At 64.5% G+C, this 26,650-nt stretch carries 26 protein-coding genes; 15 read left to right on the forward strand and 11 right to left on the reverse strand.

The genetic code is table 11. The features are described from left to right. The first annotated feature begins 6 nt into the window (after window positions 1-6). Genes E4P09_RS13015 through E4P09_RS13030 form a run of 4 tightly spaced genes read left to right on the forward strand, consistent with a single transcriptional unit; the run spans window position 7 to window position 5,125 of the window. Window positions 7-1,611, forward strand: coding sequence for an acyl-CoA carboxylase subunit beta (locus tag E4P09_RS13015; RefSeq protein ID WP_137390009.1), 1,605 nt, complete (start codon window positions 7-9; stop codon window positions 1,609-1,611). Window positions 1,612-1,631: 20 nt separating this feature from the next. Next, window positions 1,632-2,567, forward strand: a complete 936-nt coding sequence (locus E4P09_RS13020) for an NAD(P)H-dependent flavin oxidoreductase (protein ID WP_137390010.1) — start codon at window positions 1,632-1,634, stop codon at window positions 2,565-2,567. A gap of 29 nt (window positions 2,568-2,596) precedes the next feature. Continuing rightward, window positions 2,597-4,153, forward strand: coding sequence for a class I adenylate-forming enzyme family protein (locus E4P09_RS13025; RefSeq protein WP_239025159.1), 1,557 nt, complete (start codon window positions 2,597-2,599; stop codon window positions 4,151-4,153). A gap of 57 nt (window positions 4,154-4,210) precedes the next feature. Next, entirely contained in the window at window positions 4,211-5,125 is a 915-nt protein-coding gene (locus tag E4P09_RS13030; protein ID WP_137390011.1) for an MBL fold metallo-hydrolase, read from the forward strand. A gap of 29 nt (window positions 5,126-5,154) precedes the next feature. On the opposite strand, the gene E4P09_RS13035 is transcribed toward E4P09_RS13030, so the two are convergent. Continuing rightward, window positions 5,155-5,910: an SDR family NAD(P)-dependent oxidoreductase gene (locus E4P09_RS13035; protein WP_137390012.1), complete on the reverse strand. Its 756-nt coding sequence runs from the start codon at window positions 5,908-5,910 to the stop codon at window positions 5,155-5,157. A gap of 14 nt (window positions 5,911-5,924) precedes the next feature. Continuing rightward, window positions 5,925-6,560 (reverse strand): pyridoxamine 5'-phosphate oxidase, encoded by a 636-nt coding sequence (gene pdxH / locus E4P09_RS13040; protein WP_137390013.1) that lies wholly within the window; start codon window positions 6,558-6,560, stop codon window positions 5,925-5,927. Between the two features lie 153 nt (window positions 6,561-6,713). Between pdxH and E4P09_RS13045 the strand changes: the two genes are divergently transcribed. From E4P09_RS13045 to E4P09_RS13070, 6 genes are all read left to right on the forward strand, one after another. Further along, window positions 6,714-7,184, forward strand: coding sequence for a YMGG-like glycine zipper-containing protein (locus E4P09_RS13045; RefSeq protein ID WP_137390014.1), 471 nt, complete (start codon window positions 6,714-6,716; stop codon window positions 7,182-7,184). Window positions 7,185-7,352: 168 nt separating this feature from the next. Continuing rightward, window positions 7,353-8,165, forward strand: a complete 813-nt coding sequence (gene fabI, locus E4P09_RS13050) for an enoyl-ACP reductase FabI (RefSeq protein ID WP_137390015.1) — start codon at window positions 7,353-7,355, stop codon at window positions 8,163-8,165. Between the two features lie 191 nt (window positions 8,166-8,356). Then, the gene (locus E4P09_RS13055) at window positions 8,357-8,608 is read left to right on the forward strand and encodes a hypothetical protein (protein WP_170984405.1); all 252 of its coding nucleotides are present in this window, start codon (window positions 8,357-8,359) and stop codon (window positions 8,606-8,608) included. A gap of 336 nt (window positions 8,609-8,944) precedes the next feature. Continuing rightward, window positions 8,945-9,226 (forward strand): hypothetical protein, encoded by a 282-nt coding sequence (locus tag E4P09_RS13060; protein WP_137390017.1) that lies wholly within the window; start codon window positions 8,945-8,947, stop codon window positions 9,224-9,226. A 1,088-nt stretch (window positions 9,227-10,314) separates the two neighbouring features. Beyond that, window positions 10,315-11,961, forward strand: a complete 1,647-nt coding sequence (locus tag E4P09_RS13065; RefSeq protein ID WP_137390018.1) for a long-chain-fatty-acid--CoA ligase — start codon at window positions 10,315-10,317, stop codon at window positions 11,959-11,961. A 183-nt stretch (window positions 11,962-12,144) separates the two neighbouring features. Further along, the gene (locus E4P09_RS13070; protein WP_239025160.1) at window positions 12,145-13,473 is read left to right on the forward strand and encodes an NAD(P)/FAD-dependent oxidoreductase; all 1,329 of its coding nucleotides are present in this window, start codon (window positions 12,145-12,147) and stop codon (window positions 13,471-13,473) included. A gap of 9 nt (window positions 13,474-13,482) precedes the next feature. On the opposite strand, the gene E4P09_RS13075 is transcribed toward E4P09_RS13070, so the two are convergent. From E4P09_RS13075 to ygfZ, 5 genes are all read right to left on the reverse strand, one after another. Continuing rightward, the gene (locus tag E4P09_RS13075) at window positions 13,483-13,920 is read right to left on the reverse strand and encodes a BON domain-containing protein (protein ID WP_137390019.1); all 438 of its coding nucleotides are present in this window, start codon (window positions 13,918-13,920) and stop codon (window positions 13,483-13,485) included. 94 nt (window positions 13,921-14,014) lie between these two features. Beyond that, entirely contained in the window at window positions 14,015-14,548 is a 534-nt protein-coding gene (locus tag E4P09_RS13080) for a tyrosine phosphatase family protein (RefSeq protein WP_137390020.1), read from the reverse strand. A gap of 12 nt (window positions 14,549-14,560) precedes the next feature. Then, window positions 14,561-15,172: an HD domain-containing protein gene (locus E4P09_RS13085; protein WP_137390021.1), complete on the reverse strand. Its 612-nt coding sequence runs from the start codon at window positions 15,170-15,172 to the stop codon at window positions 14,561-14,563. 1 nt (window position 15,173) lies between these two features. Next, window positions 15,174-15,794: a DNA-3-methyladenine glycosylase I gene (locus E4P09_RS13090; RefSeq protein ID WP_137390022.1), complete on the reverse strand. Its 621-nt coding sequence runs from the start codon at window positions 15,792-15,794 to the stop codon at window positions 15,174-15,176. Continuing rightward, a complete protein-coding gene (gene ygfZ / locus E4P09_RS13095; RefSeq protein WP_137390023.1) occupies window positions 15,791-16,702 on the reverse strand; it encodes a CAF17-like 4Fe-4S cluster assembly/insertion protein YgfZ in 912 nt (303 codons plus the stop codon). The genes E4P09_RS13090 and ygfZ overlap by 4 nt, the downstream gene beginning before the upstream one ends. A 97-nt stretch (window positions 16,703-16,799) precedes the next feature. Between ygfZ and E4P09_RS13100 the strand changes: the two genes are divergently transcribed. Beyond that, complete coding sequence (locus E4P09_RS13100; protein ID WP_137390024.1) at window positions 16,800-18,143, forward strand: dihydroorotase; 1,344 nt, start codon at window positions 16,800-16,802, stop codon at window positions 18,141-18,143. Window positions 18,144-18,155: 12 nt separating this feature from the next. Here the strand turns inward: E4P09_RS13100 and E4P09_RS13105 are convergent, their stop codons facing one another. Further along, window positions 18,156-18,827: a hypothetical protein gene (locus E4P09_RS13105; protein ID WP_137390025.1), complete on the reverse strand. Its 672-nt coding sequence runs from the start codon at window positions 18,825-18,827 to the stop codon at window positions 18,156-18,158. A gap of 255 nt (window positions 18,828-19,082) precedes the next feature. Between E4P09_RS13105 and acuI the strand changes: the two genes are divergently transcribed. Then, complete coding sequence (acuI, locus tag E4P09_RS13110) at window positions 19,083-20,069, forward strand: acrylyl-CoA reductase (NADPH) (RefSeq protein ID WP_137390026.1); 987 nt, start codon at window positions 19,083-19,085, stop codon at window positions 20,067-20,069. Between the two features lie 120 nt (window positions 20,070-20,189). Continuing rightward, window positions 20,190-20,846 carry a LysE family translocator gene (locus E4P09_RS13115; RefSeq protein WP_137390027.1) on the forward strand — a complete coding sequence of 219 codons (657 nt, stop codon included), beginning with the start codon at window positions 20,190-20,192 and terminating at the stop codon, window positions 20,844-20,846. A 15-nt stretch (window positions 20,847-20,861) separates the two neighbouring features. Here E4P09_RS13115 and E4P09_RS13120 read toward each other — a convergent pair whose 3' ends face one another. The 3 genes from E4P09_RS13120 to E4P09_RS13130 form a co-directional block, all read right to left on the reverse strand. Continuing rightward, the gene (locus tag E4P09_RS13120; RefSeq protein WP_137390028.1) at window positions 20,862-21,119 is read right to left on the reverse strand and encodes a hypothetical protein; all 258 of its coding nucleotides are present in this window, start codon (window positions 21,117-21,119) and stop codon (window positions 20,862-20,864) included. Between the two features lie 292 nt (window positions 21,120-21,411). After that, window positions 21,412-22,836 (reverse strand): FAD-binding oxidoreductase, encoded by a 1,425-nt coding sequence (locus E4P09_RS13125; protein ID WP_137390029.1) that lies wholly within the window; start codon window positions 22,834-22,836, stop codon window positions 21,412-21,414. A 3-nt stretch (window positions 22,837-22,839) separates the two neighbouring features. Continuing rightward, complete coding sequence (locus E4P09_RS13130) at window positions 22,840-23,805, reverse strand: L-threonylcarbamoyladenylate synthase (protein ID WP_137390030.1); 966 nt, start codon at window positions 23,803-23,805, stop codon at window positions 22,840-22,842. Between the two features lie 160 nt (window positions 23,806-23,965). Here E4P09_RS13130 and E4P09_RS13135 point away from each other — a divergent pair, with 160 nt between their 5' ends. Both E4P09_RS13135 and E4P09_RS13140 read left to right on the forward strand, forming a co-directional pair. Further along, a complete protein-coding gene (locus tag E4P09_RS13135) occupies window positions 23,966-25,711 on the forward strand; it encodes an acyl-CoA dehydrogenase family protein (RefSeq protein WP_137390031.1) in 1,746 nt (581 codons plus the stop codon). Next, window positions 25,708-26,643, forward strand: a complete 936-nt coding sequence (locus E4P09_RS13140; protein WP_137390032.1) for a histone deacetylase family protein — start codon at window positions 25,708-25,710, stop codon at window positions 26,641-26,643. The genes E4P09_RS13135 and E4P09_RS13140 overlap by 4 nt, the downstream gene beginning before the upstream one ends. Window positions 26,644-26,650 lie beyond the last annotated feature (7 nt).

Consider the following 26,650-nt stretch of genomic DNA (forward strand, 5'->3'; position numbering starts at 1 on the left):
ACTCTCATGCGCATCGAATCGCGTATCGATACATCCTCCGAGGAGTTCCGCGCCAACATGGCCCACAACCGGGGGCTCGCGGCCGAGCTCCGCACCCGCCAGAACAAGGCGCGTTTCGAGCGGCCGGCGCGCGACATCGACCGGCTCACCCGCCAAAACAAGCTGTTCGTGCGCGACCGGCTCAACCTGCTGCTCGATCCGGACACGCCGTTCCTGGAGCTCTCGACCCTTGCCGCCAATATGGAGTATGACGGCGAGGTACCGGGCGCGGGCAATGTCATTGGCATCGGCATCATCGCCGGCCGCGAGGTGATGATTCACGCGGATGATGCCAGCGTTAAAGGGGGCGCGTGGTACCCCCTGACCATCAAGAAGATGGTGCGGGCGCTGGACATCGCCATCGAGAATCGACTGCCGGTCGTGCATCTCTGCGACAGCGCCGGCGGCTTCCTGCCGCTGCAGGCCGACCTGTTCGCCGACAAGTATTATGCCGGCCGCCTGTTCCGCAACCAGGCCATCCTCTCGAAGCGGCGCATCCCGCAAGTGGCGATCGTGCTCGGCCATTGCACGGCCGGCGGCGCCTATATCCCCGCTTTGAGCGAGTACAACGTCATCGTTCGGGGCACAGGAGCCATTTTCCTAGGAGGCCCGCCCCTGGTGAAGGCGGCGACCGGCGAAGAGGTCACGGTGGACGAGCTGGGCGGGGCCGATGTCCATACCCGCATCTCGGGCACCGCCGATTACCCCGCCGATACGGAGCAGCAGGCGATTGCGATCGCGCGCGATATCGTCGCCCAGTTCCGGCGGCCGGACAAGCTCCGCATCGAGCGGCTCCCGCCCGCGCCGCCCTATTACGACCCGGAGGAGCTCTATGGCATCGTTCCGCGCGACATCAAGGTGCAGTTCGACATGCGCGAGGTCATCGCGCGCATCGTCGATGGCAGCCGCTTCCACGAATATCAGCCGGCCTATGGCACCACGCTGGTGTGCGGCTATGCGCACATCTGGGGCTACCAGGTGGGCATCCTCGCCAATAACGGTGTGCTGTTCAATGATAGCTCGCTCAAGGCCGCCCATTTCATGCAGCTGTGCAACCAGCACTGCGTGCCAATGATCTTCCTGCAGAACATCACCGGCTACATGGTTGGCCGCGATTACGAGCACCGCGGCATCACCAAGGATGGTGCCAAGATGATAATGGCGGTGGCCGGCTCCGAGGTGCCGAAGATCACCGTGATGGTGAACGGCTCGTTTGGCGCCGGCAATTACGGCATGGCCGGCCGCGCCTTCGATTCGCGGTTCCTGTTCGCCTGGCCGCAGCACCAGATCTCGGTCATGGGGGCCGAGCAGGCGGCCAACGTGCTGGCCGACATCAAGATTCGCCAGCTGCAGCGGCACGGCCAGACGCTCACGCCCGAGCAGGTGGCTGCCATTCGCGAGCCGATCCTGGAGGAGTATCGGCGTCAATCCAGCGCTTACTACTCCACCTCCGAAATCTGGGATGACGGCATTCTCGATCCGGTGGACACGCGTAACGCCCTTGGCCTTGCCCTCAGCGCGGCCCTTAACGCCGAGATCGATCGGCCCCATTATGGCGTTTTCCGGATGTGATCTTGAGAAGGACAGACTTCATGCCGCTGCCGCACGCCCTGGAAGGCCGCCTCAAGGCACCGATCATCGCCGCGCCCATGTTCCTGACCTCCGGCCCCGACCTGGTGGTCGCGACCTGCCAGTCGGGCCTGATCGGCACGTTTCCGGCGCTCAACCAGCGCACCAGCGAGGGCTATGAGGCCTGGCTCGAGGAGATCGGCTCGCGCCTGGCCGATGCGCCGCATGCCGCCCCGTACGGGGTCAACCTGGTGGTCCATCGCACCAATCCCCGGCTCCAGGCAGATCTCGAGCTCACGGTGAAGCACAAGGTGCCGCTGGTGATTACTTCGCTCGGCGCAGCCAACGAGGTGGTGGAGGCGATCCATTCCTATGGCGGCATCATCTTCCATGACGTGATTAGCCTCAGGCATGCGGAAAAGGCGGCCGCCGCAGGTGTTGACGGCCTGATCGCCGTCTGCGCGGGTGCCGGCGGGCATGCGGGCACGCTGAGCCCGTTCGCCTTCATCCCGGAGCTGCGCGCCATGTTCGAGGGCACCATCATCCTGGGCGGCTGCATATCCACCGGCCGGCAGGTAGCTGCCGCCCGCCTGCTCGGGGCCGACCTCGCCTATATCGGCACGCGCTTCATCGCCACCCAGGAAAGCACCGCGCCGCTCGGCCACAAGCAGATGATTGTGGAGGGCCGCGCCAACGACATCGTCTATACGCCGGCGGTCAGCGGCGTTCACGGCAATTTCCTGAGGAACAGCCTGCTGGCCCACGGCATCGACGAGGCGGCCATGGCGAGCCCCGCCAAGCTCGATTTCGGCACCGAAGGCGAGGCAAAGGCGTGGAAGACCCTGTGGTCAGCGGGCCAGGGTATCGGGTCGATCCATGACGTTCCGCCGGCGGCAGAGCTGTGCGCCCGGCTCATTGCCGAATATCACGAGGCTCTGCGGGTGCCGGAAGCGGCCTAGTCGAGGAAACGCACGGGAGAGCTGACGCTATGCCGCAAATGCCGTCTTGGAGCGCGACCGCGGCCGGCAAGACTTGGCGCGCCGGCCGCCTCACGGTCTACGAGATGTTCCGCGCGCGCGCGCGCCGGCAACCCGAAGCACTGGCGGTGGAGCATGTGGGCGGGCAACTGACCTATGCCGCGCTCAACGATCGCGTGCTGCGACTTGCCCATGTGCTTTCGAACCACGGTCTCAAGCGGGGCGATCGGGTGGCGATCCTGTCCGAGAACCGCCTAGAATATGTGGAGCTCGAACTGGCGGCGGCGCGCAACGGCCTCATCGTCGCCTGCCAGAACTGGCGCCTTGCTGCAGGCGAGCTGCGGCACTGCATTACCCTGGTCGAGCCCAAGCTGGTTCTGGTTTCGGCCCGCTATGCGGACACGCTCGCGCAGCTCGGCCTCGACCTGCCGGTGATCAATATCGATGCGGACTATGAGCAGCTCCTGGCGGGCACGCCGAGCCCTGCGGACATCGCCGCCGCGGGCGACCCGGAGGTTGACCCGGAAGACGGGCTGGTGATCCTCTATACTAGCGGCACCACCGGCCTGCCCAAGGGCGCCCTGATCAGCCATCGCGCCGAGATCGCCCGCATGATGGTGTTGGCCATCGACCTGGATATCACATCCGAGGACGGGTTCGTGGCCTGGGCGCCGCTGTTCCACATGGGCTCGACCGATCAGACCCTCGCGGCGCTCATGGCGGGCGCTCCGGTCATCATCGTCGATGGCTTCGATGCCCGGCGTATCGTGGATGCGGTCGCCCGCTACAAGCTGGGCTGGCTGTTGCTCATGCCCGGCTCGATCGAGCCGGTGGTCGAGTTCATGCGCCGCGAAGGCACCATGCCGAAAGGCGTGAAGGTCTGCGGCGCCATGGCCGATCTCGTGCCCCTGCAGCTCATCACCGAGCTGACCCGGCTGATGCGCGCGCCCTATCTCAATAGTTTCGGTGCGACCGAAACCGGGCTGCCGCCGGGCAGCGGCGCCGTGCTGCCGGCTGGCGAGGTGCCGAAGACGCTCTCCAAGCGGCTCAGTTCGCTCTGCGATGTCATGCTGGTTGATCCCGACGGCAACCCGGTGCCGGACGGCGAGCCCGGCGAGGTGGCCATTCGCGGTGCCACCGTGTTCAGCGGCTACTGGAACGCGGAGGAGACCAATGCCCGCGACTTCGCGAATGGCTGGTTCCGCATGGGCGACCTGTTTCGCAAGAATCCGGACGGCACCTATGATTTCGTCGATCGCGCCAAATACATGATCAAGTCCGGCGGCGAGAACATCTACCCGGCAGAGATCGAGCGGGTGCTCTTGTCGGATGCGCGGGTGGCGGATGCGGTGGTGGTGCGCAAGCGCGATGCGCGCTGGGGCGAGGTGCCGGTGGCCTTTGTGGCCCGGCACAGCGAAGATCTGACGGAACAGGAGATCGAAACCCTCTGCCGCCGTGCGCTTGCCGGCTACAAGCGGCCGAAGGAGGTGCGCTTCATCGCCTTTGCCGACTTCCCCCGCTCCACGACCGGCAAGATCCTGCGGCACGAGCTGGAAAAGCTGCTTTGACCTCTACTTTACGCCGGCGCCCGCGGCTGCTACCCCTCACGCGCAAAGGAGACGGCGATGGTCGATATTCCCTTCGAGCATGAGATGGAGTTCACCCCGGGCGCGGCGCAGCAGGTATCCCCCCTCATTCGCCGGCTGGTGGCGCCCAATCCGAGCGCTTTCACCTATAAGGGCACCAACACCTATATCGTCGGCCGCGGCACGGTTGCCGTCATCGATCCCGGCCCGGATGATGACGAGCATTTCGCGGCCCTCATGCGAGCGCTCGACGGGGAGACCGTGAGCCACATCGTGGTCAGCCATACACATCGCGACCACTCGCCGCTGGCCGCGCGGCTCAAGGCGGCGACCGGGGCGCCGACCGTGGCCTTCGGCCCCCATGGCGCGGGCCGCGTCGGCGAGGCGGTCGCCTCAGGCAGCGTGCAGCTCGATGCCTCGGGCGATACGGACTTCCTGCCGGACCAGCGCATCCGCCATGGCGAGGTGATCGACGGCAAAGGCTGGCACCTGCAGGCGGTGTTCACGCCGGGCCACACGTCCAACCACATGGCCTTCGCCTTGCCCGAGGAGAAGGCACTGTTCTCTGCAGACCACGTGATGGCGTGGTCGACCAGCGTGATCGCCCCGCCGGACGGCAATATGGCCGATTATATGGCGTCCTTACGCCTGCTGCTGGATCGGGACGACGAGATCTATTGGCCGGGGCATGGGCCGGAGAAGAAAGACCCGCGCCCCTTCGTGCGCGCCTTCATCGCCCATCGGCAGATGCGCGAGCAGGCAATCCTTGCGCGCATCGAGGCGGGCGACCGCAAAGTGATGGACGTGGTGAAGAAGGTCTACAGTTCAGTCGATCCCAAGCTGCACCCAGCCGCTGCCATGTCGGCGCTCGCCCATGTGGAGCATTTGATCCACCTGGGCAAGGTCGCGCGCAACGGCCCGCTGGGGCTCGATGCGGAATTCTACCCCGCGTGACCTATCGCATGCGCAATCTCTAACGGCCTCTAGACATGCTGGCCGCCATTGATGTGCAGCTCGGCCCCGTTCACATAGCTGGATGCGTCGGTGCAGAGGAAATAGATGGCCTTGGCCACCTCTTCCGGCCTGCCCAGCCGGCGCATCGGAATGTCCTCGATCAGCTTCTCCGTGCCGGGCGAGAGAATGGACGTGTCGATCTCGCCGGGCGAGATGGCGTTCACGCGAATGCCCAATGGCCCGAAGTCATGGGCCATCTCCCTCGTCAGCGCGAACAGGGCGGCCTTGGATGTGGCGTAAGCCGCACCGGCGAAAGGATGCACCCGGCTTCCGGCAATGGAGGTGACGTTCACGATCGCGCCCTTGGCCGCCTTGAGCTCCTCCATCAGACCGCGGCCTAGCATGATCGGCGCGAAGAGATTGACCTGAAAAACGGTTTTCCAGTCCTCGATGCCCATGTCGATTGCGCCGAGACGGGCGCCACCCGGGCCTTTGGGCGAGATCGCCGCATTGTTGACCAGCGCGTGGAGCTGGCTGCCATTGGCCTTAAGCCGCTCGCGCATCTCCGCGATCGCCCGGTCGACATCATCCGGCCGGGCGAGGTCGACCTGAATGTGATCCTCAGGCCCGGCATCCCAGGGGCAATTCTCGGGGAAGGCGTGCCGCGAGCACGTGATCACCCGCCAGCCGGCGCTGGAGAAGCGCTTCACGGTCGCGTGCCCGATGCCGCGGCTGGCGCCCGTCAGAATGATTGTCTTGCGCTCGGTATCCGTGTTCACGACCATTGTGCTCCAGTCCTTCAAGGATACAGGCGCGACTTGCTCCAGGCGCTTGCCTCGTCACTTCGGTCGAAGCGGATGCGCTCATGCAACCTGAATGGCCGATCCTGCCAGAATTCGATGGATATGGGGATGACGCGAAAGCCCGACCAGTAGTGCGGCCGCGGCACATCGCCGATGGCATACTTGGCGGCATATTTGGCCACGGCCTTTTCCAGGGCAAACCGGCTTTCAAGCGGCCGCGACTGCTGCGAGGCCCAAGCGCCGATCCGGCTATCGCGCGGGCGCGAGGCATAGTAGGCGTCGGCCTCCGCCGCACTGACTGGCTCGACTCTGCCGCGCACGCGCACCTGGCGTCGCAGCGACTTCCAATGGAAGCAGAGCGCCGCCTTCCGGTTCGCCGCCAGCTCCTGCCCCTTCTGGCTCTCCAGGTTGGTGTAGAAGACGAAGCCGCGCGAATCGGCGCCCTTCAGTAGCACCATGCGTACATTCGGCAAGCCGTCCTCCCCAACGGTCGCCAAGCTCATGGCGTTGGGGTCGCTGGGCTCGCTGGCCGCGGCCTCCGCCATCCAGGCATCGAAGAGGGCGAAAGGGTCGTCCCGCTCGGTGAAATCCGCCGGATTCCCGGTGGAGGCGGTGTTTGCTTCACTGGACATCTCAATGCCTCCGAACCTGAACCAAGGTGGCGGATCTGCTGTAGCTCAGTTCACAGCCATAGTCTTGGCACATTTGGTTGGGACAGAGGAACAAGGGGGCTCACCTGCGCTTTTGCGAATGGCTCCGACGTTTTTGTGTCTCAGGGGAACCCGATGATCAAGATGACAATCGTGCCGATCACGCTTGCTGGCGCCATTGCGCTCGCCGGATGTGCGGGACCGAATCCCTATCAGCCGCAGGCATGGGGTGGCAACCAGGCCGCGGGAACCGTGGTCGGAGGCGTGGCGGGCGGGCTGATCGGCAGCGCGGTCGGGGGCACCGGCGCCACGGTGGTGGGCGCGGCATTGGGCGCCATCCTTGGCAACCAGGTCGGCTATTCGCTCGACGCCCAGGCGCAGGCGCGTGCCTATTATGCAGCGGAGGCCGCCTTCGACTCGGGCCGCCCGCAGCGCTGGGATGATCCGCGCGGCTATTACGGCGAAGTGGTGCCCTATGATTCCTATCGTAGAGGCCCCGAGCTATGCCGCGACTTCACCCACACCATGTTCGTGAATGGCCGGCGCGAGGTCATCCGCGGCACCGCCTGCCAGCTGGCTGACGGCTCCTGGAGCGTAGTGGGCTAGCACGAGACCACCTGTGTACGTCCGAATTGCTCGGGACGCTGCGTAAGCACGGGCGCCTGTGCCGGGGCCTCGCTTTTGCGCCATTTCCCTGGACCCCTCATGGGATTTGTGTAGGATGCCCGCACATTGCGGGTGGGTAGGGGTTTTCGTTTCCGTTTCGAGGGCAGTATGACCGAGCCGAAGGCGCTCATGGCGGGCAAACGCGGGCTGATCATGGGGGTTGCGAACAACCGCTCGATCGCCTGGGGCATCGCGCAGGCTTGCGCGCGTCATGGTGCCGAGATTGCACTGTCCTATCAGGGTGAAGCCTTTAAGAAGCGGGTCGAGCCGCTGGCACAGCAGCTGGGCTCCACCATGGTGGTGCCTTGCGACGTGAACGATGGCGCCTCTCTGGATTCGACCTTTCGGGCCATCGAGCAGCAATGGGGCGGGCTCGACTTCCTGGTCCATTGCGTCGCCTTTTCAGACAAGGACCAGCTCACCGGCCGCTATATCGACACCACCCCGGACAATTTCGCCAAGACCCTGAACATCTCCTGCTACTCGTTCACGGCAGCTGCCCAGCGTGCGGAGAAGCTGATGAATGGCGGCGGCGCCATGCTAACGCTCACCTATTACGGCGCAGAGAAATGGATGCCGCACTACAACGTGATGGGCGTGGCCAAGGCCGCTCTGGAAGCCAGCGTGCGCTACCTTGCCGCCGATCTCGGCAGCCGCAACATCAGGGTCAATGCGATCTCGGCTGGCCCGATCAAGACCCTGGCCGCCTCTGGCATCGGTGATTTCCGCTACATCCTGAAGTGGAACGAATACAACTCACCCCTGCGTCGCACGGTCACCATCGAAGAGGTCGGCGATTCCGCGGTGTTCCTGCTTTCCAACCTCGGCGCCGCGGTTACCGGCGAAATCGTGCATGTGGATGCCGGATACCACATCGTCGGCATGAAGAATCCGGAAGCGCCGGACATCTCAGTCGTTTGAGTCGCGCTTTCGGGCCCTGAACCGAGGGCGAGAGTTCGACCCCGCACGGTCGCGCTCGATGCAGTGCGCCCGCCGCCTCTGGTCAGATTAAGTTGTTAGAAATGCAACTTTAAATTGTACAAGCCACCGCAAACCTACTACGAACAAGCGCTCCGCGCTGGAATAGGTCTGGCGCTGGTTTTGACAGGAGTGTGAGTAGTATGGCCGTAGCCAAGGCTATTTTCGTACCATTGGCGGGCATGGGCCTGATGGCCGCCGGCGTGGGATTGGGCGTGGGCGGCAAGGTGCTCTACGACAGGTGGAGCAATCACAGCCACAGCAGCCACGACGTCGGCAGCCATGACGTTGACAGCACCCCGCCAGTTCACCTGGCCGGTGCTGCTCAGGTGGCGTCCGTAGACGCGCAGCAGGCTAGCCCGATCCACATGGATTGGTACCACTAGGTCTTAAAGGCCTGGATGTCGCCCGCGGCTGCCGCGGGCGACTATGCTCGCTGCGCGCGCAATCAAAATCGTGTTTCCGTCTGGATGCCGGCTCGCTCGGTTGCCAGATGCCGCCATCTACGGCCGTGCGCTCAGTGCAGATGGCAAGGAGGCTAAGACATGCCCAGTATTGTCAAAGGAACTCTGAACGCGCTCGGGCTCAGGACACCCAAGGGCGCGAAGCCCTTGGATCTGACGGGGAGCTCACATATCGAGCCAGCGCCACCACCCCCGGGGTCTCTCGCCCGCGAGCCCGCCCATTCACAGTCAGCCCAGCTGCAATCGCACTATTCGGAGATGTTCAAGACATTCTCCAGCCAGATGGACGAGCAGATGGAGCATACGTTCGGGCTTCTGAATGAAAAGATCCACGACATCAAGCAGTCGAGCCTCGTCACTGGCATGGCCGCGGGAGCGGGGCTGGTCGGCGGCCTGGGTGCGGGGACTCTCAGCGGGATTATTTCGGCGAAATATATTTTGTCCCATGTGGATGAGCCAGCAACGGCAAGCGATCATCCGCAGGGTGACATTTCAGGCAGTGCCGCCGACGACCCGTCGCATCTTTGGACCGTCGCATAGGTTGGAAGTGGCTCCTATTCAATTTTAAGTTGCATAAATCTGTAACTACGGTATTTGCAGGCGGCGGGGGCGCCTCAGCTATCAGTGCCTGGTGTAGGAGTTTTGATAATGCCGCTTTCACGTACACAGTCGCTTCCGAACGACCTCCACAGCAGCGTAACCCCCGTAGTGCAACCTGTGGCTGACAAGAGCTTCATGAGCACCTGGGGTTGGCCCGTTGCCGGTGCCGCTTTCGCAGGCGGTGTCGGGACCGGCATTCTCGGCGCCAAGCTATTCGATTGGTGGACCAGCGCGCATGGAGACCACCATGCGAGCACGACCACGTCGGCCGATGATGGCCACCGCGATCGCAGCTCTGGCTTGATCGATGTTATGCATCCAGGCCAGGAGATCGCGGAGCATCAGGCACAGGTTGATCCCGCCGGCAATTACCTTCTGAGCAATTCAGACTCACTTCATTGCTGCTGATCTCAAGTGCAGCGGGTCGCCCGCACGAAGCGTGCGGGCGACAGCCAACTCCAAGCATGGGTCATAGCCAATGGATGAAGGTTTTGTGAGGCCATCCCAGTACGAAGCGTGGATACCTACGAGTTTTGGAACGCCTCCGATAAGAAGCATCCACGTACCGTCCGGACAGGGTGATCTCGAGGTGTCCGTTGACGGGCTCGATAATTGGTCCATGGTGTCAGTGGCGGCCCGGCCAAGCTGGATCAAGCCTGCCCTGGCAGTGGGAGCTGGTGTTGGGGCGATCGCGACAGCCGCAACCGCCCTGATGCTCTGGCGCCCATGGGAGAACAGTCGCGCGGACGCACAAACCACAGACGGGCAAGAGACGAGCGGCACCGCGCCTGGAGATGAGCCGGCATCACCAGAGACCGCTGCCGCCATTCCGGATGACGGCCACGGCATTGGCTATGGCAATCTCTGTGATGATGCGGGTTCTCAGCAGGTTTTGGCCTGCTGGCGGGACGTATGCTTCTGATCTGAACCCGGTAAAAGCGGGTTTCCTGCCTTCCCCCTGATGCACTAAAGTCACCTCCAGAACAGAGGGCGTGTACGGTCGCGCCGTGTGGAGGACAAAGACTGAGATGCTGGGATTGATGCAGGACTGGCCGCTGCTGGTTCACCGAATTCTGGATCATGCAAATCGGTACCATGGCACGCGCGAGATCGTCTCGCGCACCGTGGAAGGTGCCATCCATCGGTATACCTACGCGGACTGCGCACGCCGGTCCCGGGCGCTGGCTGACGTGGCCCAGAGGAAGCTGGGGCTCAAGGCGGGCGACGTCATCGCCACCATGGCATGGAACGGTTACCGCCACATGGAGATCTGGTATGGGCTGATGGGGCTGGGGGCGGTGGTGCACACCCTCAACCCGCGCCTGTTCGCCGATCAGCTCGAATACATCATCAACCACGCCGGGGACCAGTGTCTCTTCCTCGATTTGACCTTTGTCGAGCAGATGGAGGCGCTGCAGGACCGCATCCCCACCGTCAAGTCCTTCGTCATCATGACCGACCGGGCGCATATGCCGGCAACCAAGCTGCGCAACGCGATCTGCTATGAGGAGCTCATCGCCGAGGGCGACGAGAGCTTTGCCTGGCCCAAACTCGACGAACAGAGCGCCTGCGGTATCTGCTATACCTCCGGTACCACCGGCAATCCGAAGGGCGTTGTTTATTCCCACCGCTCGCACATGCTGCACGCCATGGCGCTGTGCGGGGCCGACGCGCTTGCCCTGAGCTCGCGCGATACGGTCATGCCGGTCGTGCCCATGTTCCACGCCAATGCCTGGTCGCTGATCTTCTCAGGGCCGATGGCGGGCGCCAAGCTGGTGCTGCCAGGCCCGAAGATGGACGGCCAATCGATCTATGAGCTGCTGGACGGCGAGCGCGTGACCTTCACCGCCGGCGTGCCCACCGTGTGGCTGATGCTGTTGCAATATCTGGAGCAGCATCCGGAGCTGAAGCTGCCTTATCTCGAACGGGCGCTGATTGGTGGCTCTGCCTGCCCCGAAGCGATGATGGTGACGTTCGAGCAGAAATACGGCACGCGGGTCGTGCACGCCTGGGGCATGACCGAGATGAGCCCCATCGGCTCGCTCGCCAATCGCTCCGGCGCAACCGCCGATTTCGACCACGATCGGTGGTGGCCGCTGCAGCTGAAGCAGGGCCGGCCGTTTTTCGGGGTCGAGATGGAAATCAAGGACGATGAGGGCAATATCCTGCCCAATGACGGCAAGACCTTCGGCCACCTGGTGGTGCGCGGGCCCTCTGTCGCGCGCGCCTATTACAAGGGCGAGGGCGGGCAGATCCTGGACGAGGATGGTTATTTCGATACTGGCGACGTGGCCACCATCGACCAATGGGGCTACATGCAGATCACCGACCGCGCGAAGGACGTGATCAAGTCGGGCGGCGAGTGGATCTCGTCCATCGATCTGGAAAATGCGGCCATGGGCCATCCGGCGGTGGCGGAAGCAGCCGTGATCGGCGTGCCCCATCCGAAATGGGACGAGCGGCCGCTGCTCATCATCGTCAAGAAGCCGGGTGCGGATCTGCGCAAGGAGGAGATGTTGAATTTCCTCAAGGACAAGGTCGTGAAGTGGTGGCTACCCGACGACGTGGCGTTCGTGGACGAGATCCCGCACACCGCCACAGGCAAAATCTCCAAGCTGACGTTGCGCCAGCGCTTTGCCGACTACCGCCTGCCTGGGTCGGAAGCGGCGGAGTAATAGAAGTCTTTTTTGCGGCCAGGGGGCGCTGGGGCTACCCGGTCGGGCCCAGCAATACCGAACTGTCAATGTCGCTCTAACGAACCCGCACACTCGGTTTTCCGGTTGCATGGCGGCGGGCGGTGCGGTTCAGTATCGCGCTCCCGCCCCACCTCTTCGCCACTCGGGCTCCGGCAGATCGGTATGGCATACGACGACTCCCTTATGGCTCCCGAGCCCGTTTCACCCGGCCAGGCGCGCGACGTTCTGGTGATCGGTAGCGGATTCGTGGGGCTGTGCTCCGCCCTCTGGCTGCAGCGTCTCGGCCATCGGGTCACCATCGTCGACCGGGACCCGCCCCTGCCCGGGTCGTCCTATCGCCATGCCTGTTCCTACGGGAATGCCTGCACCATCGCGACCTACGCCGTGACCCCGGTCGCCCTGCCGGGAATTGTGTGGCGCGTGCCGGGTATGTTGGCCAATCCTTTCGGCCCGCTCGCGATCATCTGGCGGTACATGCCCCATCTTGCGCCATGGTTGCGCGGCTTCGTCAGCTGCTCCAGCCCGCGCGAGGTGGAGCGGATCGCCACTGTTCTCGAACGCCTGCTCGGCCACGCCGAGGCGGCGTTCGCACCTCTGCATGCCGAGGCTGGAACGGCGCAGATGCTGCGGCGGGGCGGCTCGCTCTATCTCTACAAGTCGGAGCAGGAATATCGGGAGGAAGAAGACTATATCGCGCTTCATCGCCGGCACGGGGTGAGGTTTGACGTAGTGGACAAGGCGGCGATCCGGGATCTCGAGCCGAACGTGGCCCCGCTCTACCACCGCGGCCTCTATTTCCGCGATGCTCATCATCTGAGCAGCCCCAGGGACGTCGCGTTCGCCTTTGCGCAGAGCTTCCTTAAGCGCGGTGGCACATTCCTGAAAGGCGAGGTCCGGGGGTTGACGCCTACGAGCGCGGGCCTCCTCGCCGAGTTCGGTCACATGTCGCACCCAGCGCAGACCGTGGTCGTGGCGGCGGGCGCCTGGTCAAGTGCCCTTGCCGGCATTATGGGCGACGACATCCTGCTCGATACGGAGCGGGGCTACCACGTGCTGTTTCCGGAAGCGGGCGACCTCATCAGCCGCCCGGTGTGCTTTGCCGAACAGGGCTTCTATATGGTGCCCATGGCGGACGGCCTGCGCGCTGCGGGCACGGTCGAGCTCGGCGGGCTCGCCCTTCCCATGCGCGAGGCGCGCACCGAAGCCATTCGGGCGGGCGTCGCCCGCTTCATACCCAAAGCGGGCCGTGCGACAGACGAATGGATGGGCTTCCGGCCCTCCATGCCCGACAGTCTACCGGTCATCGGCCCTTCACCAGCCGATCCGCGCGTTATCTATGCCTTCGGCCATGGGCATCTCGGCGTCACCCTGGCGGCGGTCACCGGACGATTGGTCGCCGACCTCGTCTCGCAGCGGCAGCCTTTCCTCGATCTCGCGCCGCTGCGTCCCATCCGGTTCAGCCGCTGGGGCAAGCCACTCGACCAACGTTGATCAGCGCACTCACGAAGTTGCCGGCAGCCTGAGCACCCAGCCCGGCTGAATGAGATCTGGATTCCTGATCGGCGGAGTGTTCGCCTTGACGATCTCTGTATATCGCGCGCCCTGGCCCGGCCCGAAATGCATTTCGGCGATCTTCCACAGCGTATCGCCCGCCTTGACCGTATAGAACGTCGAAGGAGGAGTAGCGTTGTTCGGCGTGATCTGATTGTCAACCTTGGAAACCCCCAAGGTATTGCCAACAGTCAACGCCATCTTCTCAGCATCTTCCGTGGTCGGCGCAGTTCCCGACAAGGTCACCTTGTCGCCGTCCACATTGACATTCACGCCGGCCGGGTTCAATCCATGCTGCTGGAGTGTATTCTTGACCGCGTCTGGGGAAGTCGTCCGGGCGGCCGCACCGCCTGCCAATTCCTTTTTGAGAAAGTCAATAAGTCCCATAGTGCTTTCCTCTGCAGCTCAATTATTGCGTGCATAGGAATAGATCTACACGAAGAAGGTTAATCACTCGCGACACGCACAGCAGGACAGGTCATCAGGATGCCGCCATCTCGGCAGCGTTCACATCGAGCAGGAACACCTCCCCTTGGGGAGCTTCCCGGCCGCGGCCGATGTGGTCAACCGCATCGACCATGCGTCCGCCGCGCCCGAGAATGTCGTCGGCCAATGCAACGATGAGACGGTTGGGCGTTGCCGTGGGTGAAGCCTCACGCAGCCGCTTGGCCAGGCTCATCTCGTTTTCCTCCGGCAAATGGGCGCAGAGCGCCGCATAGGCCGCCGCCGTGGAGCGGCTGATGCCCGCCCAGCAGTGGATCAGAATGGGGTGCTGGCGCGGCCAGGCTTGGATGAACGAGATCAGACTCTGGGCGTGATCGGCAGTCGGGCAGACCAGCCCCTCCATGGCTATGGCAATATCGTTAAAGGTCAGGCGCAGGTGGTTGGTCGCCGGAACGCCCCCGACCACGACCGGCTCGGCGGTCGGGCCAAGCAGGGTCACCACATGGCTCGGCTTATAGGCTGCGGCCGCGGTTTCCACGGCACTCAGCGGCGAAACGATGATCCTCGGCATGACCCGCAAGCCTCACTGATACAGCTTCTGAAACCGGTCCAAATATAGCGCGGCCGCGTCCTCCGCGGCCAGAGGTTCGAGGGGAAGGATCCTGCGCAGCGCCAGCGCTCCCTTGCCCTGGGGCCGGCCGAAGTAGCGCGCGGCCTCGATGAGGTCGAAGCCGGCAAGCTCGGTCGCTTCCGCATAGGCGGAGATCGTGTCGGCGCGCTTGATCAGCTGCCTTGTGGTCTCCGGGAGAGTGGACGGCAGCGCGAAACGCAGGTGGATGGCCGCCAGCAGCCGGGCCTCGAATGCCCGGTAATCGAGGCCCAGCGCTGCCTTGAACGGGCTGATCATATCGCCGATGACATATTCCGGGGCATCATGCAACAGGGCGGCGAGCCGCCAGGGCCGGTCAAGGCCTGGGTCGAGCTCGCTGGCAAGCCTCTCCACGATGACGCAATGCTGCGCCACCGAGAAAGCGTGCGCCCCGCGGGTCTGGCCGTTCCAGCGGGCAACGCGCGCAAGCCCATGAGCGATGTCGCCGATCTCGATGTCCAGCGGCGAAGGGTTCAAGAGATCGAGCCGTCGGCCCGAGAGCATGCGCTGCCAGGCGCGCGGCTCGGTCTCCTTGCGGGGCGGCATGTCAGGGGCGCGGCCGCTCGGCCAGCGCAGCGCAGGCCGCATGGCGATGGCAGTCGACCACATGGTCGTTGACCATGCCCACCGCCTGCATGAAGGCATAGACGATGGTGGGTCCGACGAAGCGGAAGCCGCGCTTCATGAGATCCTTCGAGATCGTGCGGCTCAAGGGTGTCTCCGCCGGGATCTCGCCGCGCTCGCGGAACCGGCTCTGGATGGGCCGGCCGTCGACGAAATTCCACAGATAATTGGAGAAGCCCTGTTGGCTCTGGATGGCCAGATAGGCTTGCGCATTGGTGATGGTGGCATCGATCTTCGCTTTGTTGCGGATGATGCCGGGATCGGCCATCAGTGCTGCACGTTTGGCGTCATCATAGCGGGCGATGCGCTCGGGCTCGAACCCGTCGAAGGCCGTGCGGAAAGTGTCGCGGCGGCGTAGGATGGTGATCCAAGAGAGGCCAGCCTGGAAGCCGTCCAGGATGAGCTTCTCGAACAGCGCGCGGTCGTCCCACTCAGGCACGCCCCATTCGGTATCGTGATAGGCCACGTAAAGCGGGTCGGTGCCGGGCCAGCCGCAGCGGCCCAAGCCGTCGACCTCCGACACAACGGCGCTGGACCAGCTCATGCGGCGATGCTCGCTGTGGGCACGGCAAACGTGGCCCAGGCTGGCTTGATCAGCTGAATGGGGCGGCCGTCCACCTCGATGCGGATACCCTTGGCTGAGGCATCCTCGGCGCGGTCGAGGCGCACCAGGGCGAGCGCCACCTGTCCCGCAGACGAGAGCACCTGGCCGATGGCCTTTCCGTCTGCCGTGATCTGATCGCCGGTCGCGAGCACGCCGTCTTTGGCCCTCACGGGAACGATGCGCTTGCGAGCGCCGGTGCCGCGATGTTCCATGCGCGAGACCACCTCTTGGCCCACATAGCAGCCCTTGGCAAAGTCCACCCCATGGAACTGGTCGAAATTGGCCTCGTGCGGGAACAGCTCACCTGAGCCCAGATCGGCCATTGTGTCCGCAAGGCCGCAGCCAATCCGGAAGGCGTGATAATCAGCCTCAGTTGCGGGCGTAGCATCGAGACCGGAAAGGGTCGCACCGCGCGGCAAGATGGCGCGGAACCCGGCCTCGGCTACCCGCGGATCGCGGAAGAGGACGCCGCCCTCGCGCGTCATGCAGGCTCCCGCTTCGCCACCGATTCCAGGCACCTGGCCGTCCCACACGGCCAGGACCTTATGATCGGCGGAAATATTGGTGATCTCCATCTGAGCGCGCAGGCGATAGAAGATCAGCCGCTTGATGAGGTCGTCCTTCTGGGCTGCGGCGCAATCGAAGAGATAGGCATCGCCCACCTGCGCCACGAAGAAGTCGAACATGATCTTGCCCTGCGGCGTGAGCAGGGCGCCATAGCCGGCCCGCTCCGGCGAGACATCGTCGAAATCGACGGTCAGCAGCTTCTGCAGCAGCTTGCGGGTATCGCCGCCTGAGAGGCGGATGACGGCGCGATCGGTGAGTTCGGTCAGCTTGGCTGAGGTCATGGACCACCGGATGCTCGAAAATTGGACGTGCAAGCAGCTTGCCTGGCGCAACACATTTACGTAAGCCGTGGCCGGGCTGCAAGGAGAGCATGAGCATATGCCGGAACGGTTCGATACCCTTCTGAAGGGCGGGACGGTGGTCAATCAGGATGGCGCCTACCCGCGCGACGTGGGCTTGCGCGATGGGCGCATCGCGGCGATTGGCCCGCTCGATGCGCGTGCTGCCGCCGAGGTCATCGATTGCACCGGGCTGCATGTGCTCCCGGGGGTGATCGATCCGCATGTGCATCTGCGCGAGCCCGGCGCGGAACATAAGGAGGACCTGCAGTCGGGCAGCCTTTCCGCCGTCATGGGCGGGGTCACCGCCTTTTTCGAAATGCCCAACACCAAGCCGTCGACGACAACGGCCGAGGCCCTGGCCGACAAGGTCGCCCGCGCCTCGAACCGGGCCTATTGCGATTTCGCTTTCTATATCGGCGCGACGCGAGAGAATACAGACGATCTCGGCCGCCTCGAGCAGTTGCCGGGCTGTTGCGGGGTGAAGCTGTTCATGGGCGCCTCAACCGGTGACCTGTTGATCGAGGACGATGCCGGGGTGGAAGCGGTGCTGCGGACGGTCAGCCGGCGCGTCGCCTTCCATTCGGAGGACGAGTACCGGCTGAATGCGCGCAAGAGCCTGCGCCGGGAGGGTGATCCAGCCAGCCACAGCGAATGGCGCGACGTGGAAGCGGCGGTGCTGGGGACGAAGCGCCTGGTGCGACTCGCCCAGCTTACGGGCAAGCGCATCCACGTGCTGCATGTGACCACCGCGCGCGAGATGGCGCTCCTCGCCCAGCACCGGGACGTGGCGACCGCAGAGGTCACGCCCCAGCATCTCACGCTCGCCCTGCCGGAGGCATACGAGCGGCTGGGCACCAAGGCACAGATGAACCCGCCTCTGCGCGACCGTGCCGAGCTCGAGGGTATTTGGCGCTGGCTCGCCCAAGGCGCGGGCGACACGCTGGGTTCCGACCACGCCCCCCACACCGTCGAGGAAAAGGCGAAGCCCTATCCTGCTTCACCCTCGGGCATGCCGGGGGTGCAGACGCTGGTTCCGGTCATGTTGAACCATGTCAATGCCGGGCACCTCACGATCGAGCGTTTCGTCGACCTCACTGCCCATGGACCGCAGCGGGTCTATGGCATTGCCAACAAGGGGCGGCTCGCCATCGGCTATGATGCCGACATCACCGTGGTGGACCTCAAGGCCCGCCGCACCATTACCGACGATCGGATCCGCAGCCGCTGCGGCTGGACACCCTTCGCCGGCCACACAGTTACCGGCTGGCCCGTGGGCACCATCGTGCGCGGCATCCGGGTGATGTGGGAGGATGAGCTTTTGGTCGAGCGGGGCATTGGCCAGCCCGTGCGCTTCCAGGAGGCGCTTGCGCCGAGGCCTTAGCGCCCGCTATCCCTAATCCGCCAGCTTGAAATAGCGCACCGAGCCGTTCGGCGCGATGCCGATGCGGTAGCCCGTATAGCCTTCTGCCGGGTCCATTTCCCGCACCTCCTGCGGGCGCATAAGCGCGTAAAGCTCGACTTGCTGCTGGGGGTCGAGCCTGTCAATGGGGTAAACGCTGTGATAGGGCCAGACATAGGTCTCATCGGGCTGGCCGACATTCACATGCACATAGCCCGAGCGCAGGACCTTCAGCACCTCTGCCAGGATGTCCCGTCCAGTGCCGTCGATGGAAATGCTGCGCCAGTAGGCGACGGGATCACGCACCGGCTGGTTCTGGAGTTGCGGCATCACCTCGTTGCGCGCCGCAAACACCGCGGCCAGCTGTTCTATCTCGCCGGTGGTCGCCGCCTCGATCATGGCGCGCCGGGTTTCCGCAACCGGCGGCGGCAGGCCTTCCTCTCCGTAGTGAACCGGCGGCAACGCCAAGTCCTCGCGCGGCGCGCCGGGCGCTTGCATGGTCGGCCGGTCGCCCTTGGGCGCCGCCTGGCTTGCACCTTGATAGGGCTCGACCGCGTCGGCCGCAGCCGGCATGGTCGTCAAGAGCATCACAATGATACCGAGCACGCCGGACGCGACAGACCAACCGGCGCGTCGCTCCGGTCCAGCTGCGCTTGCAGGCTTCATTCCCCGCTACTCCATCCCGTGGAGGCTCAGCCCCGAATGTGTGCCCCGTGGGGCCCTGTATCAATCTGACCCCCCGAGTGTATAACATTTTGCTGCTTCCTCGGCATGCGGAGCACAGCGGCACGCACTTTACGTTAATAAAAGGTGCATTTATGCCTCTGCCGGTGCCGGCCCTCGCGGACAGCGACGCATGCCGCGTGCTAGCTTGCCTTCAAATCAGTTCGAGACGCGTGTTTGACAGGAGGTCACCTGCCCATGAGCGAAAGATTCACAGCACTGATGGTCGACAAGAAGGACGACCGGCAGATCGTCGAGTTCCGCCAGATCGACGACTCGCAGCTCATGGACGGGGATGTGACCGTCGCGGTGGAGCATTCGACCATCAATTACAAAGACGGATTAGCCGTTACCGGTAAGGGGCCGATTATCCGTACTTTTCCACTGATCCCGGGCATCGATTTCTCGGGTACGGTGCTCTCATCGAGCCATGCGGAGTTCAAGCCCGGCGACAAGGTCGTGCTGAATGGCTGGGGGGTCGGCGAAAACCACCATGGCGGCTATGCCGGCCGTGCACGGGTTCCCGGCAAATGGCTGGTGCCGCTACCGCAACGCTTTTCGACTGCCCAGGCCATGGCCATTGGCACCGCAGGCTATACGGCCATGCTGTGCGTCATGGCACTCGAGCATTGCGGCATCACGCCCGACCGGGGCGAGGTGCTGGTCACCGGCGCATCGGGCGGTGTGGGCTCCATTGCCATCGCGCTCCTGTCGAAACTTGGCTACAGCGTCGCGGCCGCCACCGGGCGGCCGGAGGAAGAAGCCTATCTTAAAGGTCTTGGCGCATCATCGATCGTCCACCGCGACGAGCTCAACGGCACGCCCAAGCCGCTGGGGAAGGCCCGGTGGGCCGGGGCGGTCGACGTGGTGGGCTCCAAGGTCCTCGCCAACGTGCTGTCGCAGATCCAGTATGGGGGCGCGGTGGCCGCCTGCGGACTGGCTCAGGGCATGGACCTGCCGACAAGTGTGGCGCCCTTCATTCTCCGCGGCGTGACCTTGGCAGGGGTGGACAGCGTGCAGTGCCCGCAGCCGCGGCGGCGGAGGGCGTGGGAGCGGCTGGCCGAGGACCTCGATCTGGCCAAGCTCGATGCGGCCACCAGCATCGCGCAGCTGCGCGATGTCCCACGGCTTGCGGAAGACATCGTGGCCGGTAAGGTACGTGGGCGCGTGGTGATCTCAGTCTGAGCGTCGGCGGGCCAGGGGCACGCCTGGCTGGCCTCTCCAGAGTCAAAGGCATGCAGGTTACCGGATCAGCGATTCGGTCGACCCCGTGTTCGTCATCGGAGTCCCCGAACTGGCAACGCGATGGATTGGGCACTCATTCTGAGCGGCATCGGTATCGGAATAGCCGTTGCCGCACCGATCGGGCCGATCAACGTCATGGTGATCAACGCTGCCCTGCGGCGCGGTTTCCGCTCGGGCGTCAGCACCGGCAGCGGCGCGGTGCTCGGCGATGGCTGCTTCGCGCTGATCGCCGCCTTCGGCCTGACCGCCGTGTCCGACTTCATCGAGCATTATGATCGAGCGATCGCGGCCTTCGGCGGGGTCGTGCTGCTGGTGCTCGGTGTCCGCACCATGGTGGCGCCGGCCCAGCTCTCGGTCGACAATCTGGACGCCGCCATGCCGGCACGTCCCGATCTCGGCAACCATGTGGCGACGTTGGGTACCACGCTGCTGCTCACCATCACCAATCCGGCCACCCTGATGGGGTTCATCTTCATCTTCAGCTCGGCCAGCGGCCTTGTGTCCGAAGATGAAAGCTATGCTCATGCGACCGCTCTGGTGTTGGCGGTCATGGGCGGTAGCCTGCTGTGGTGGATCGTGCTGTCAGCGATCGTCAGCCACTTTCGCGATCGGCTGTCGAGCCGGGCCCTGCGCATCGTGAACGCCGTGTCCGGCGGGTTGATCGCCGGATTTGGCGGCTTCGTGCTGGCCCGCAGCCTGTGGCAAATCAGCTTCTGATGCGCTTTGCCGCCGTCATTGGGTGGTGCGGTTCATGGTGAACTCGCCGAACCGGATGCGGTCGCTCAAGCCCTCCGCCATGGTGGCGACGCTTTCTTCCCCGTAGACCGCAACCAGGTCGCTGAGCGCCGCAAACAGGGCGGCCGTCGCGAGATTGTCCGGGTCCACGCCATCGTTCACCGCCTCTTCCCAGGCGTCGAGAATATAGCGCAGCGCCCGATGCCTCGTATCTTCCTCGAAGCTGTGGCTCATATCTGACGGCGGCTTTTCCATGGCCACTCCTTCGAAACTCCGCGAGAATTCATAGTAGCACCGCGACGGGATCTTTCGATTTTTAATCAATCTGAAGGTTAATGCCCCGCCTCGTCGTTAACCAGTAAGCAAGGCTCATGCCAGCAGGCGCAAATCGAGCCTCTCGTCGCAGCGCCCGGAAAATGACGGGTTAATGACATCGTTCTCGCAAACCCGCCGGATCGGCTGCTGGCTCAAAACAGGTTCTTGTCTGTCCAGAACGGGACGTCCGTCTCGTAATCGGAATCGCCTGTCCCGCAATGCGCCTCGGGATCTACGGCAAGAGCTTGCCCGGATTGAGAATGCCGTTCGGGTCGAACAGGCGCTTGAGCCCTTGCATCATGGCCAGTTCCACCGGGCTCTTGATGTCAGCCATTTTGGAACGCTTCAACCGGCCGATTCCATGCTCGGCGCTGATCGACCCGCCATGAGCAAGAACGATGCCATGAACAATGTCGTTCATCTCGCTCCAGCGGGCGAGATAAGCCGCCTTGTCCGCGCCGACCGGCTGCGACACGTTGAAATGGATATTCCCGTCGCCGAGGTGGCCGAACGGTACCGGACGCGAGCCTGGCACGAGCCGTTCGACCGCTGCCATCGCTTCGTCGAGAAAGGCCGGTATCCGCGCGACCGGTACCGACACGTCGTGCTTGATCGAACCGCCCTCGTGCTTCTGCACTTCGGACAAGGCCTCGCGCATGCGCCAGAACAGGTTGCGCTGCGCCTCGGAGCTTGCCGGCACGGCATCTTGCACGAGGCCAGCCGTCATCCCCGCTTCCAGGCTCTTCATCATCATGGCGTCCAGGGTGCCCGCCGGTTCGCCGCCGCTGAGCTCGGCCAGCACATACCAAGGATAGGTCGTCGCGAAAGGGTCCACCACGTCTGCATGGCGCATGGTGAATTCGAGGCCGATACGGGGGATGAGCTCGAAGGCGGTCAGCCGGCCAGCCGTGGACTGTTGCATCAGGTTGAGCAGCTCCACCGCGTGCCGAGGGCTTACCACCGCGATGATCGCTGTCGCGTGGTCGGTCGGCTTCGGAAGCAGCTTGAGCACGGCTGCGGTGACGACGCCTAGGGTACCCTCGGCACCGATGAACAGCTGCTTCAGGTCATAACCCGTATTGTCCTTCTTCAGGCGGCGGAGCCCGTTCCAAATCCGGCCGTCGGCGAGGACGACCTCCAGCCCGAGCACCAGCTGGCGGGTATTGCCATAGGCCAGCACGTTGATGCCGCCTGCATTGGAGGAGATATTGCCGCCGATCCGGCAGCTACCTTCCGCCGCCAAGCTCAGGGGGAACATCCGGTCGACCGCGTGGGCCGCTGCCTGGACGTCACTGAGGATGCAGCCGGCCTCGGCGATCATGGAGTTGTCGATCGGATCGATGTCGCGGATACGGTTCATCCGCTTCAGCGACAGCACGATTTCGGTGCCACCTTCATTCGGGATCTGGCCACCGACCAGTCCGGTGTTGCCGCTTTGGGGCACAATGGCCGTGCGGGTCTCGTTGGCGAGCGCCAGGATCGCCGCGACTTCGTCCGTCGAGCCGGGCAGCAGCACCATGGGGGTGCGCCCCTGATAGAGGTCGCGCCATTCGGTGAGGAAGGGGGCCTGTTCGGCCTCTCCGCGCAAGGCATTCGCCCCGTCCACGATTGCAGCGAAGCGGGCGAGGGTTTCCGGAGAGGGCGGCAGCAAGGACATAGGCTAGCCTTCTGATTGGGCCGCCTGACGTGGTGCGGCGGCTCGGCGCAACCGGTCGTTGATGGCTTCGCCGAGTCCGTTTCGTGGAACCGGCGCAACCGCGATCACCTCAACACCGGAGGCATCCAACTCATGAAGATAGCGGAACAGGTTGGCTGCCGCCTCCACAAGGTCACCGGATGGTGAGAGGTTGCGTGTAATGGGGCTGGCCGCGACTTCATGTTCGCCGAAGCTGAGCCAGGCCTCGCTCGCGGCCGGCTTTACCGCATCGAGGCGCAGCCTGGCCCGCGGCGCATAGTGGCTCACGAGCTGGCCGGGCGCCTGGGGCCGCTCGGGATCTGGCGCCGCCTGCGCCAGTGGCTGCCCGAGGATCGCCTCGATTGCCTCCCGCGGCACACCCCCAGGCCGCAGCAGGCCTGGGCCATCGCCGAGGCAAGAGACGATGGTTGACTCCAGCCCCACCTCGCAAATACCGCCGGTGAGGATCATGTCCACCGCCTCGCCCAGGCTTTTCGCGACGTGCTCCGGCGCCGTGGGGCTTATGCGGCCGGAGCGGTTGGCACTGGGTGCGGCGAGCGGCAGGCCTGATTCCCTGAGCAGGGCCTGGGCGGTCGGGTGCCTCGGCACTCTTATGGCGATGGATGGCAATCCCGCAGAGGCAAGCATGGATATGGGGCAACCCTCCCGCCGCGGCACCACGATGGTGAGGGGTCCTGGCCAGAAGGCCACCGCAAGCTTGCGCGCAGTCTCGTCGAATCTGCCGAGCGTCTCGGCCGCCGCGAGATCGGGCACATGGACAATGAGCGGATTGAACTGCGGCCGCTGCTTGGCGGCGAAAATCTTGGCCACCGCCCGGTCCGAGCTCGCGTCCGCGCCCAGCCCGTAGACAGTTTCGGTCGGAAATGCGACGGTGCCGCCCTGCCTGAGAATGTCGGCTGCCCGAGCGATGTCGCGGTCGATCACCATCATGGCCGGTGCTCGCTCCCGCCGAAGCTCGCGGCAAAGGATCGGTTTTGGCCGTGTGAGTGATTGACGATCGGGCTCAGCATCTTAAATTCGCAGGCACATCTTGAGCGGTTGCTATGGCGCGCCGCTCGGCCATGGTCAAGCCACAGGAACACGAGCCATCATGCCCTATGCCCCTCAGGTCGATGATCTCAAACACGCGCTCGGCCCCGTCACAGGCTTTCGCTCGCTGGTGGACCAAGGGCTGATCGAGGACCTGTCGGGCGATCTGCTCGACCAGATCCTGGAGGAGGCCGGCCGGTTTTCCGCTGAACTGGTGGCACCGCTGAATGTGGTGGGGGATGAGAACGGCGCCAAGCGCAGGGATGACGGAACGGTGGTGACGGCGCCGGGATGGAAGGAGACCTACAGCCAGTGGATCGAGTCCGGCTGGGGCGCCCTGCCCTCGCCAAAGGAATGGGGTGGCCAGGGCCTGCCGCTCTCCCTGTCGCTGGCCACACAGGAGCTGTGGAACACGGCTGCCCTCGCCTTTGGCTTGTGCCCGCTGCTCACCCAAGGCGCGACCGAGGCGCTCGAGAAGCATGGCAGCGACGATCTCAAGCGGATCTATCTGCCGAAGCTGGCCACCGGCGAGTGGACCGGCACCATGAACCTGACGGAGCCGCAGGCGGGCACCGATCTTGCCGCCATCAAGACCCGCGCGGAACCGCAAGGCGATGGCACATACCGCCTCAACGGCACCAAGGTTTTCATCACCTATGGCGACCACGACCTCGCCGAGAACATCATCCACCTAGTCCTTGCCCGGCTTCCGGACGCGCCGGAAGGCACCCGCGGCATCTCCATGTTCCTGGTGCCGAAAGTGCTGGTGAATCCCGATGGTTCGCTGGGGGCGCGCAACGGGGTGAGCTGCGTCGGCCTCGAGCACAAGCTCGGCATCCATGCGAGCCCGACCTGCGTCCTCTCCTATGAGGACGCCGTCGGCTGGCTGGTCGGGACCGAGAACCGCGGGCTCAACTGCATGTTCACCATGATGAATTCGGCCCGCCTGCATGTGGGCATGCAGGGCGTGGCGGTTGGCGAGCGCGCTTTCCAGCAGGCGCTGGCCTATGCCCAGGAACGCCGCCAAGGCCGTCGCCCTGGAAGCACGGAGATGGTGCCGATCATCGAGCATCCGGACGTCAAGCGCATGCTGCTCGACATGCGCGCCAAGGTGCAGGCGTCCCGCGCTATCTGCTTTGCCACGGCTTTTGCCTTCGACATGGCCCGCTATGCCGAAACGGCGGAGGAGCGCGCGCGCTGGGATGCGATCGGCCAGATGCTCACGCCGGTGGCCAAGGCGTTCTCCACGGATATGGGCGTGGACGTGGCGTCAACCGGCGTGCAGGTGCATGGGGGTATGGGCTTCATCGAAGAGACCGGAGCGGCCCAGCATTACCGCGATGCGCGCATCACCCCCATTTACGAGGGCACCAACGGCGTGCAGGCGATCGACCTGGTCGGCCGCAAGCTGCCCATGGGCGAAGGCGCAGTGGTCGCGGACTTGATCAGGCAGTTCCGGGACATCGCCGGTCAGGCTCGCGCGGTGAACGATCCGGCCTTCGGTTCAACTGCCGACCGCCTGGAAGAGGCCATCGCGGATCTCGAACACGCGACCGCCTGGATGCTCGAGGCCTTGACCCGCAACAATGACGAAGCCCTGGCGTCTGCAACTCCCTATCTGCGCCTGTTCGGCCTGACGGCCGGCGGGTCTTGGCTGGCCAAGGGGGCCATTGCCGATCGCGCAAACGGTAACGATCACGTGCCGGTGGCCCGGTTCTTCGCCGAGCACGTCCTGACCGAATCGGGCGCGCTGAAGCGGCGCGTCACTGAAGGCGGGCGCTCGGTTGTCGAGGCGGCTGTCTGGTGACGACGCTGCTCATCACCCACCCGGTCTGCCTGGAGCATCTCGTTCCCCGTGGACACCCCGAGCGTCCCGACCGGCTGCGCGCCATCAATCAGATTCTGGCGGCGCCGCATTTCGAGGCGCTGGAGCGGCTGGAGGCGCCGCGCGGCCTGAGGCGCTCGGTGCTGCTTGCCCATGACGAGGGCTATGTGGCGCGAATAGAGCAGGCGGTGCCGGCGGAGGATCTGTGGGCGCTGGATGCGGATACCTGGATGTCCCCCAAGAGCCTGGAAGCGGCCCTGCGCGGCGTTGGCGCCGCCACCCGCGCGGTGGATGCGGTGTTCCATGGCGAAGCCGCCAACGTGTTCTGCGCCGTCCGTCCGCCTGGCCATCATGCGGAGCAGGACAAGGCCATGGGCTTCTGCCTGTTCAATAACGCCGCCATAGCCGCGCTGCATGCGCGGGAGGCGCACAATGCCGACCGGGTGGCGGTGATCGATTTCGACGTGCATCACGGCAACGGCACCCAGGACATCTTCTGGTCTGACCGCGACCTGTTCTACGGCTCGACCCACCAGATGCCGCTATTCCCCGGCACCGGCGAGATTTCCGAGACGGGGGTCGGAAACATCGTGAACGCTCCGCTGCGCGCGGGCGACGGCTCGGCCCAGTTCCGCGAGGCCATGATGTCGGTGGTGCTGCCCGCACTCGACGCGTTCGAGCCGGATCTGATCGTGATGTCCGCCGGGTTCGATGCCCATCGCGACGACCCGCTGGGAAGTCTGCAGCTTACGGAAGAGGACTTCATCTGGATCACCTTGCGTCTGCTCGAGCTCGCCGACAAGCACTGTGAGGGGCGGGTCGTCTCGCTGCTCGAAGGCGGCTATGATCTGCGGGCGCTGGCGAGCTCGGTGGGCTGTCACGTGCAGACGCTGATGCGCGCGGCAGAGCTGTAAGGAGAGT

This window comes from Rhodoligotrophos defluvii, assembly GCF_005281615.1.
In the GTDB taxonomy this organism is placed as follows: Bacteria; Pseudomonadota; Alphaproteobacteria; order Rhizobiales; family Im1; genus Rhodoligotrophos; species Rhodoligotrophos defluvii.

Coding starts and splice junctions, on each gene's coding strand:
- E4P09_RS13015 (WP_137390009.1), top strand. CDS start 7: ATGCGCATCGAATCGCGTATCGATACATCCTCCGAGGAGTTCCGCGCC.
- E4P09_RS13020 (WP_137390010.1), top strand. CDS start 1,632: ATGCCGCTGCCGCACGCCCTGGAAGGCCGCCTCAAGGCACCGATCATC.
- E4P09_RS13025 (WP_239025159.1), top strand. CDS start 2,597: ATGCCGCAAATGCCGTCTTGGAGCGCGACCGCGGCCGGCAAGACTTGG.
- E4P09_RS13030 (WP_137390011.1), top strand. CDS start 4,211: ATGGTCGATATTCCCTTCGAGCATGAGATGGAGTTCACCCCGGGCGCG.
- E4P09_RS13035 (WP_137390012.1), bottom strand. CDS start 5,910: ATGGTCGTGAACACGGATACCGAGCGCAAGACAATCATTCTGACGGGC.
- pdxH (WP_137390013.1), bottom strand. CDS start 6,560: ATGTCCAGTGAAGCAAACACCGCCTCCACCGGGAATCCGGCGGATTTC.
- E4P09_RS13045 (WP_137390014.1), top strand. CDS start 6,714: ATGATCAAGATGACAATCGTGCCGATCACGCTTGCTGGCGCCATTGCG.
- fabI (WP_137390015.1), top strand. CDS start 7,353: ATGACCGAGCCGAAGGCGCTCATGGCGGGCAAACGCGGGCTGATCATG.
- E4P09_RS13060 (WP_137390017.1), top strand. CDS start 8,945: ATGTTCAAGACATTCTCCAGCCAGATGGACGAGCAGATGGAGCATACG.
- E4P09_RS13065 (WP_137390018.1), top strand. CDS start 10,315: ATGCTGGGATTGATGCAGGACTGGCCGCTGCTGGTTCACCGAATTCTG.
- E4P09_RS13070 (WP_239025160.1), top strand. CDS start 12,145: ATGGCATACGACGACTCCCTTATGGCTCCCGAGCCCGTTTCACCCGGC.
- E4P09_RS13075 (WP_137390019.1), bottom strand. CDS start 13,920: ATGGGACTTATTGACTTTCTCAAAAAGGAATTGGCAGGCGGTGCGGCC.
- E4P09_RS13080 (WP_137390020.1), bottom strand. CDS start 14,548: ATGCCGAGGATCATCGTTTCGCCGCTGAGTGCCGTGGAAACCGCGGCC.
- E4P09_RS13085 (WP_137390021.1), bottom strand. CDS start 15,172: ATGCCGCCCCGCAAGGAGACCGAGCCGCGCGCCTGGCAGCGCATGCTC.
- E4P09_RS13090 (WP_137390022.1), bottom strand. CDS start 15,794: ATGAGCTGGTCCAGCGCCGTTGTGTCGGAGGTCGACGGCTTGGGCCGC.
- ygfZ (WP_137390023.1), bottom strand. CDS start 16,702: ATGACCTCAGCCAAGCTGACCGAACTCACCGATCGCGCCGTCATCCGC.
- E4P09_RS13100 (WP_137390024.1), top strand. CDS start 16,800: ATGCCGGAACGGTTCGATACCCTTCTGAAGGGCGGGACGGTGGTCAAT.
- E4P09_RS13105 (WP_137390025.1), bottom strand. CDS start 18,827: ATGAAGCCTGCAAGCGCAGCTGGACCGGAGCGACGCGCCGGTTGGTCT.
- acuI (WP_137390026.1), top strand. CDS start 19,083: ATGAGCGAAAGATTCACAGCACTGATGGTCGACAAGAAGGACGACCGG.
- E4P09_RS13115 (WP_137390027.1), top strand. CDS start 20,190: ATGGATTGGGCACTCATTCTGAGCGGCATCGGTATCGGAATAGCCGTT.
- E4P09_RS13120 (WP_137390028.1), bottom strand. CDS start 21,119: ATGGAAAAGCCGCCGTCAGATATGAGCCACAGCTTCGAGGAAGATACG.
- E4P09_RS13125 (WP_137390029.1), bottom strand. CDS start 22,836: ATGTCCTTGCTGCCGCCCTCTCCGGAAACCCTCGCCCGCTTCGCTGCA.
- E4P09_RS13130 (WP_137390030.1), bottom strand. CDS start 23,805: ATGATGGTGATCGACCGCGACATCGCTCGGGCAGCCGACATTCTCAGG.
- E4P09_RS13135 (WP_137390031.1), top strand. CDS start 23,966: ATGCCCTATGCCCCTCAGGTCGATGATCTCAAACACGCGCTCGGCCCC.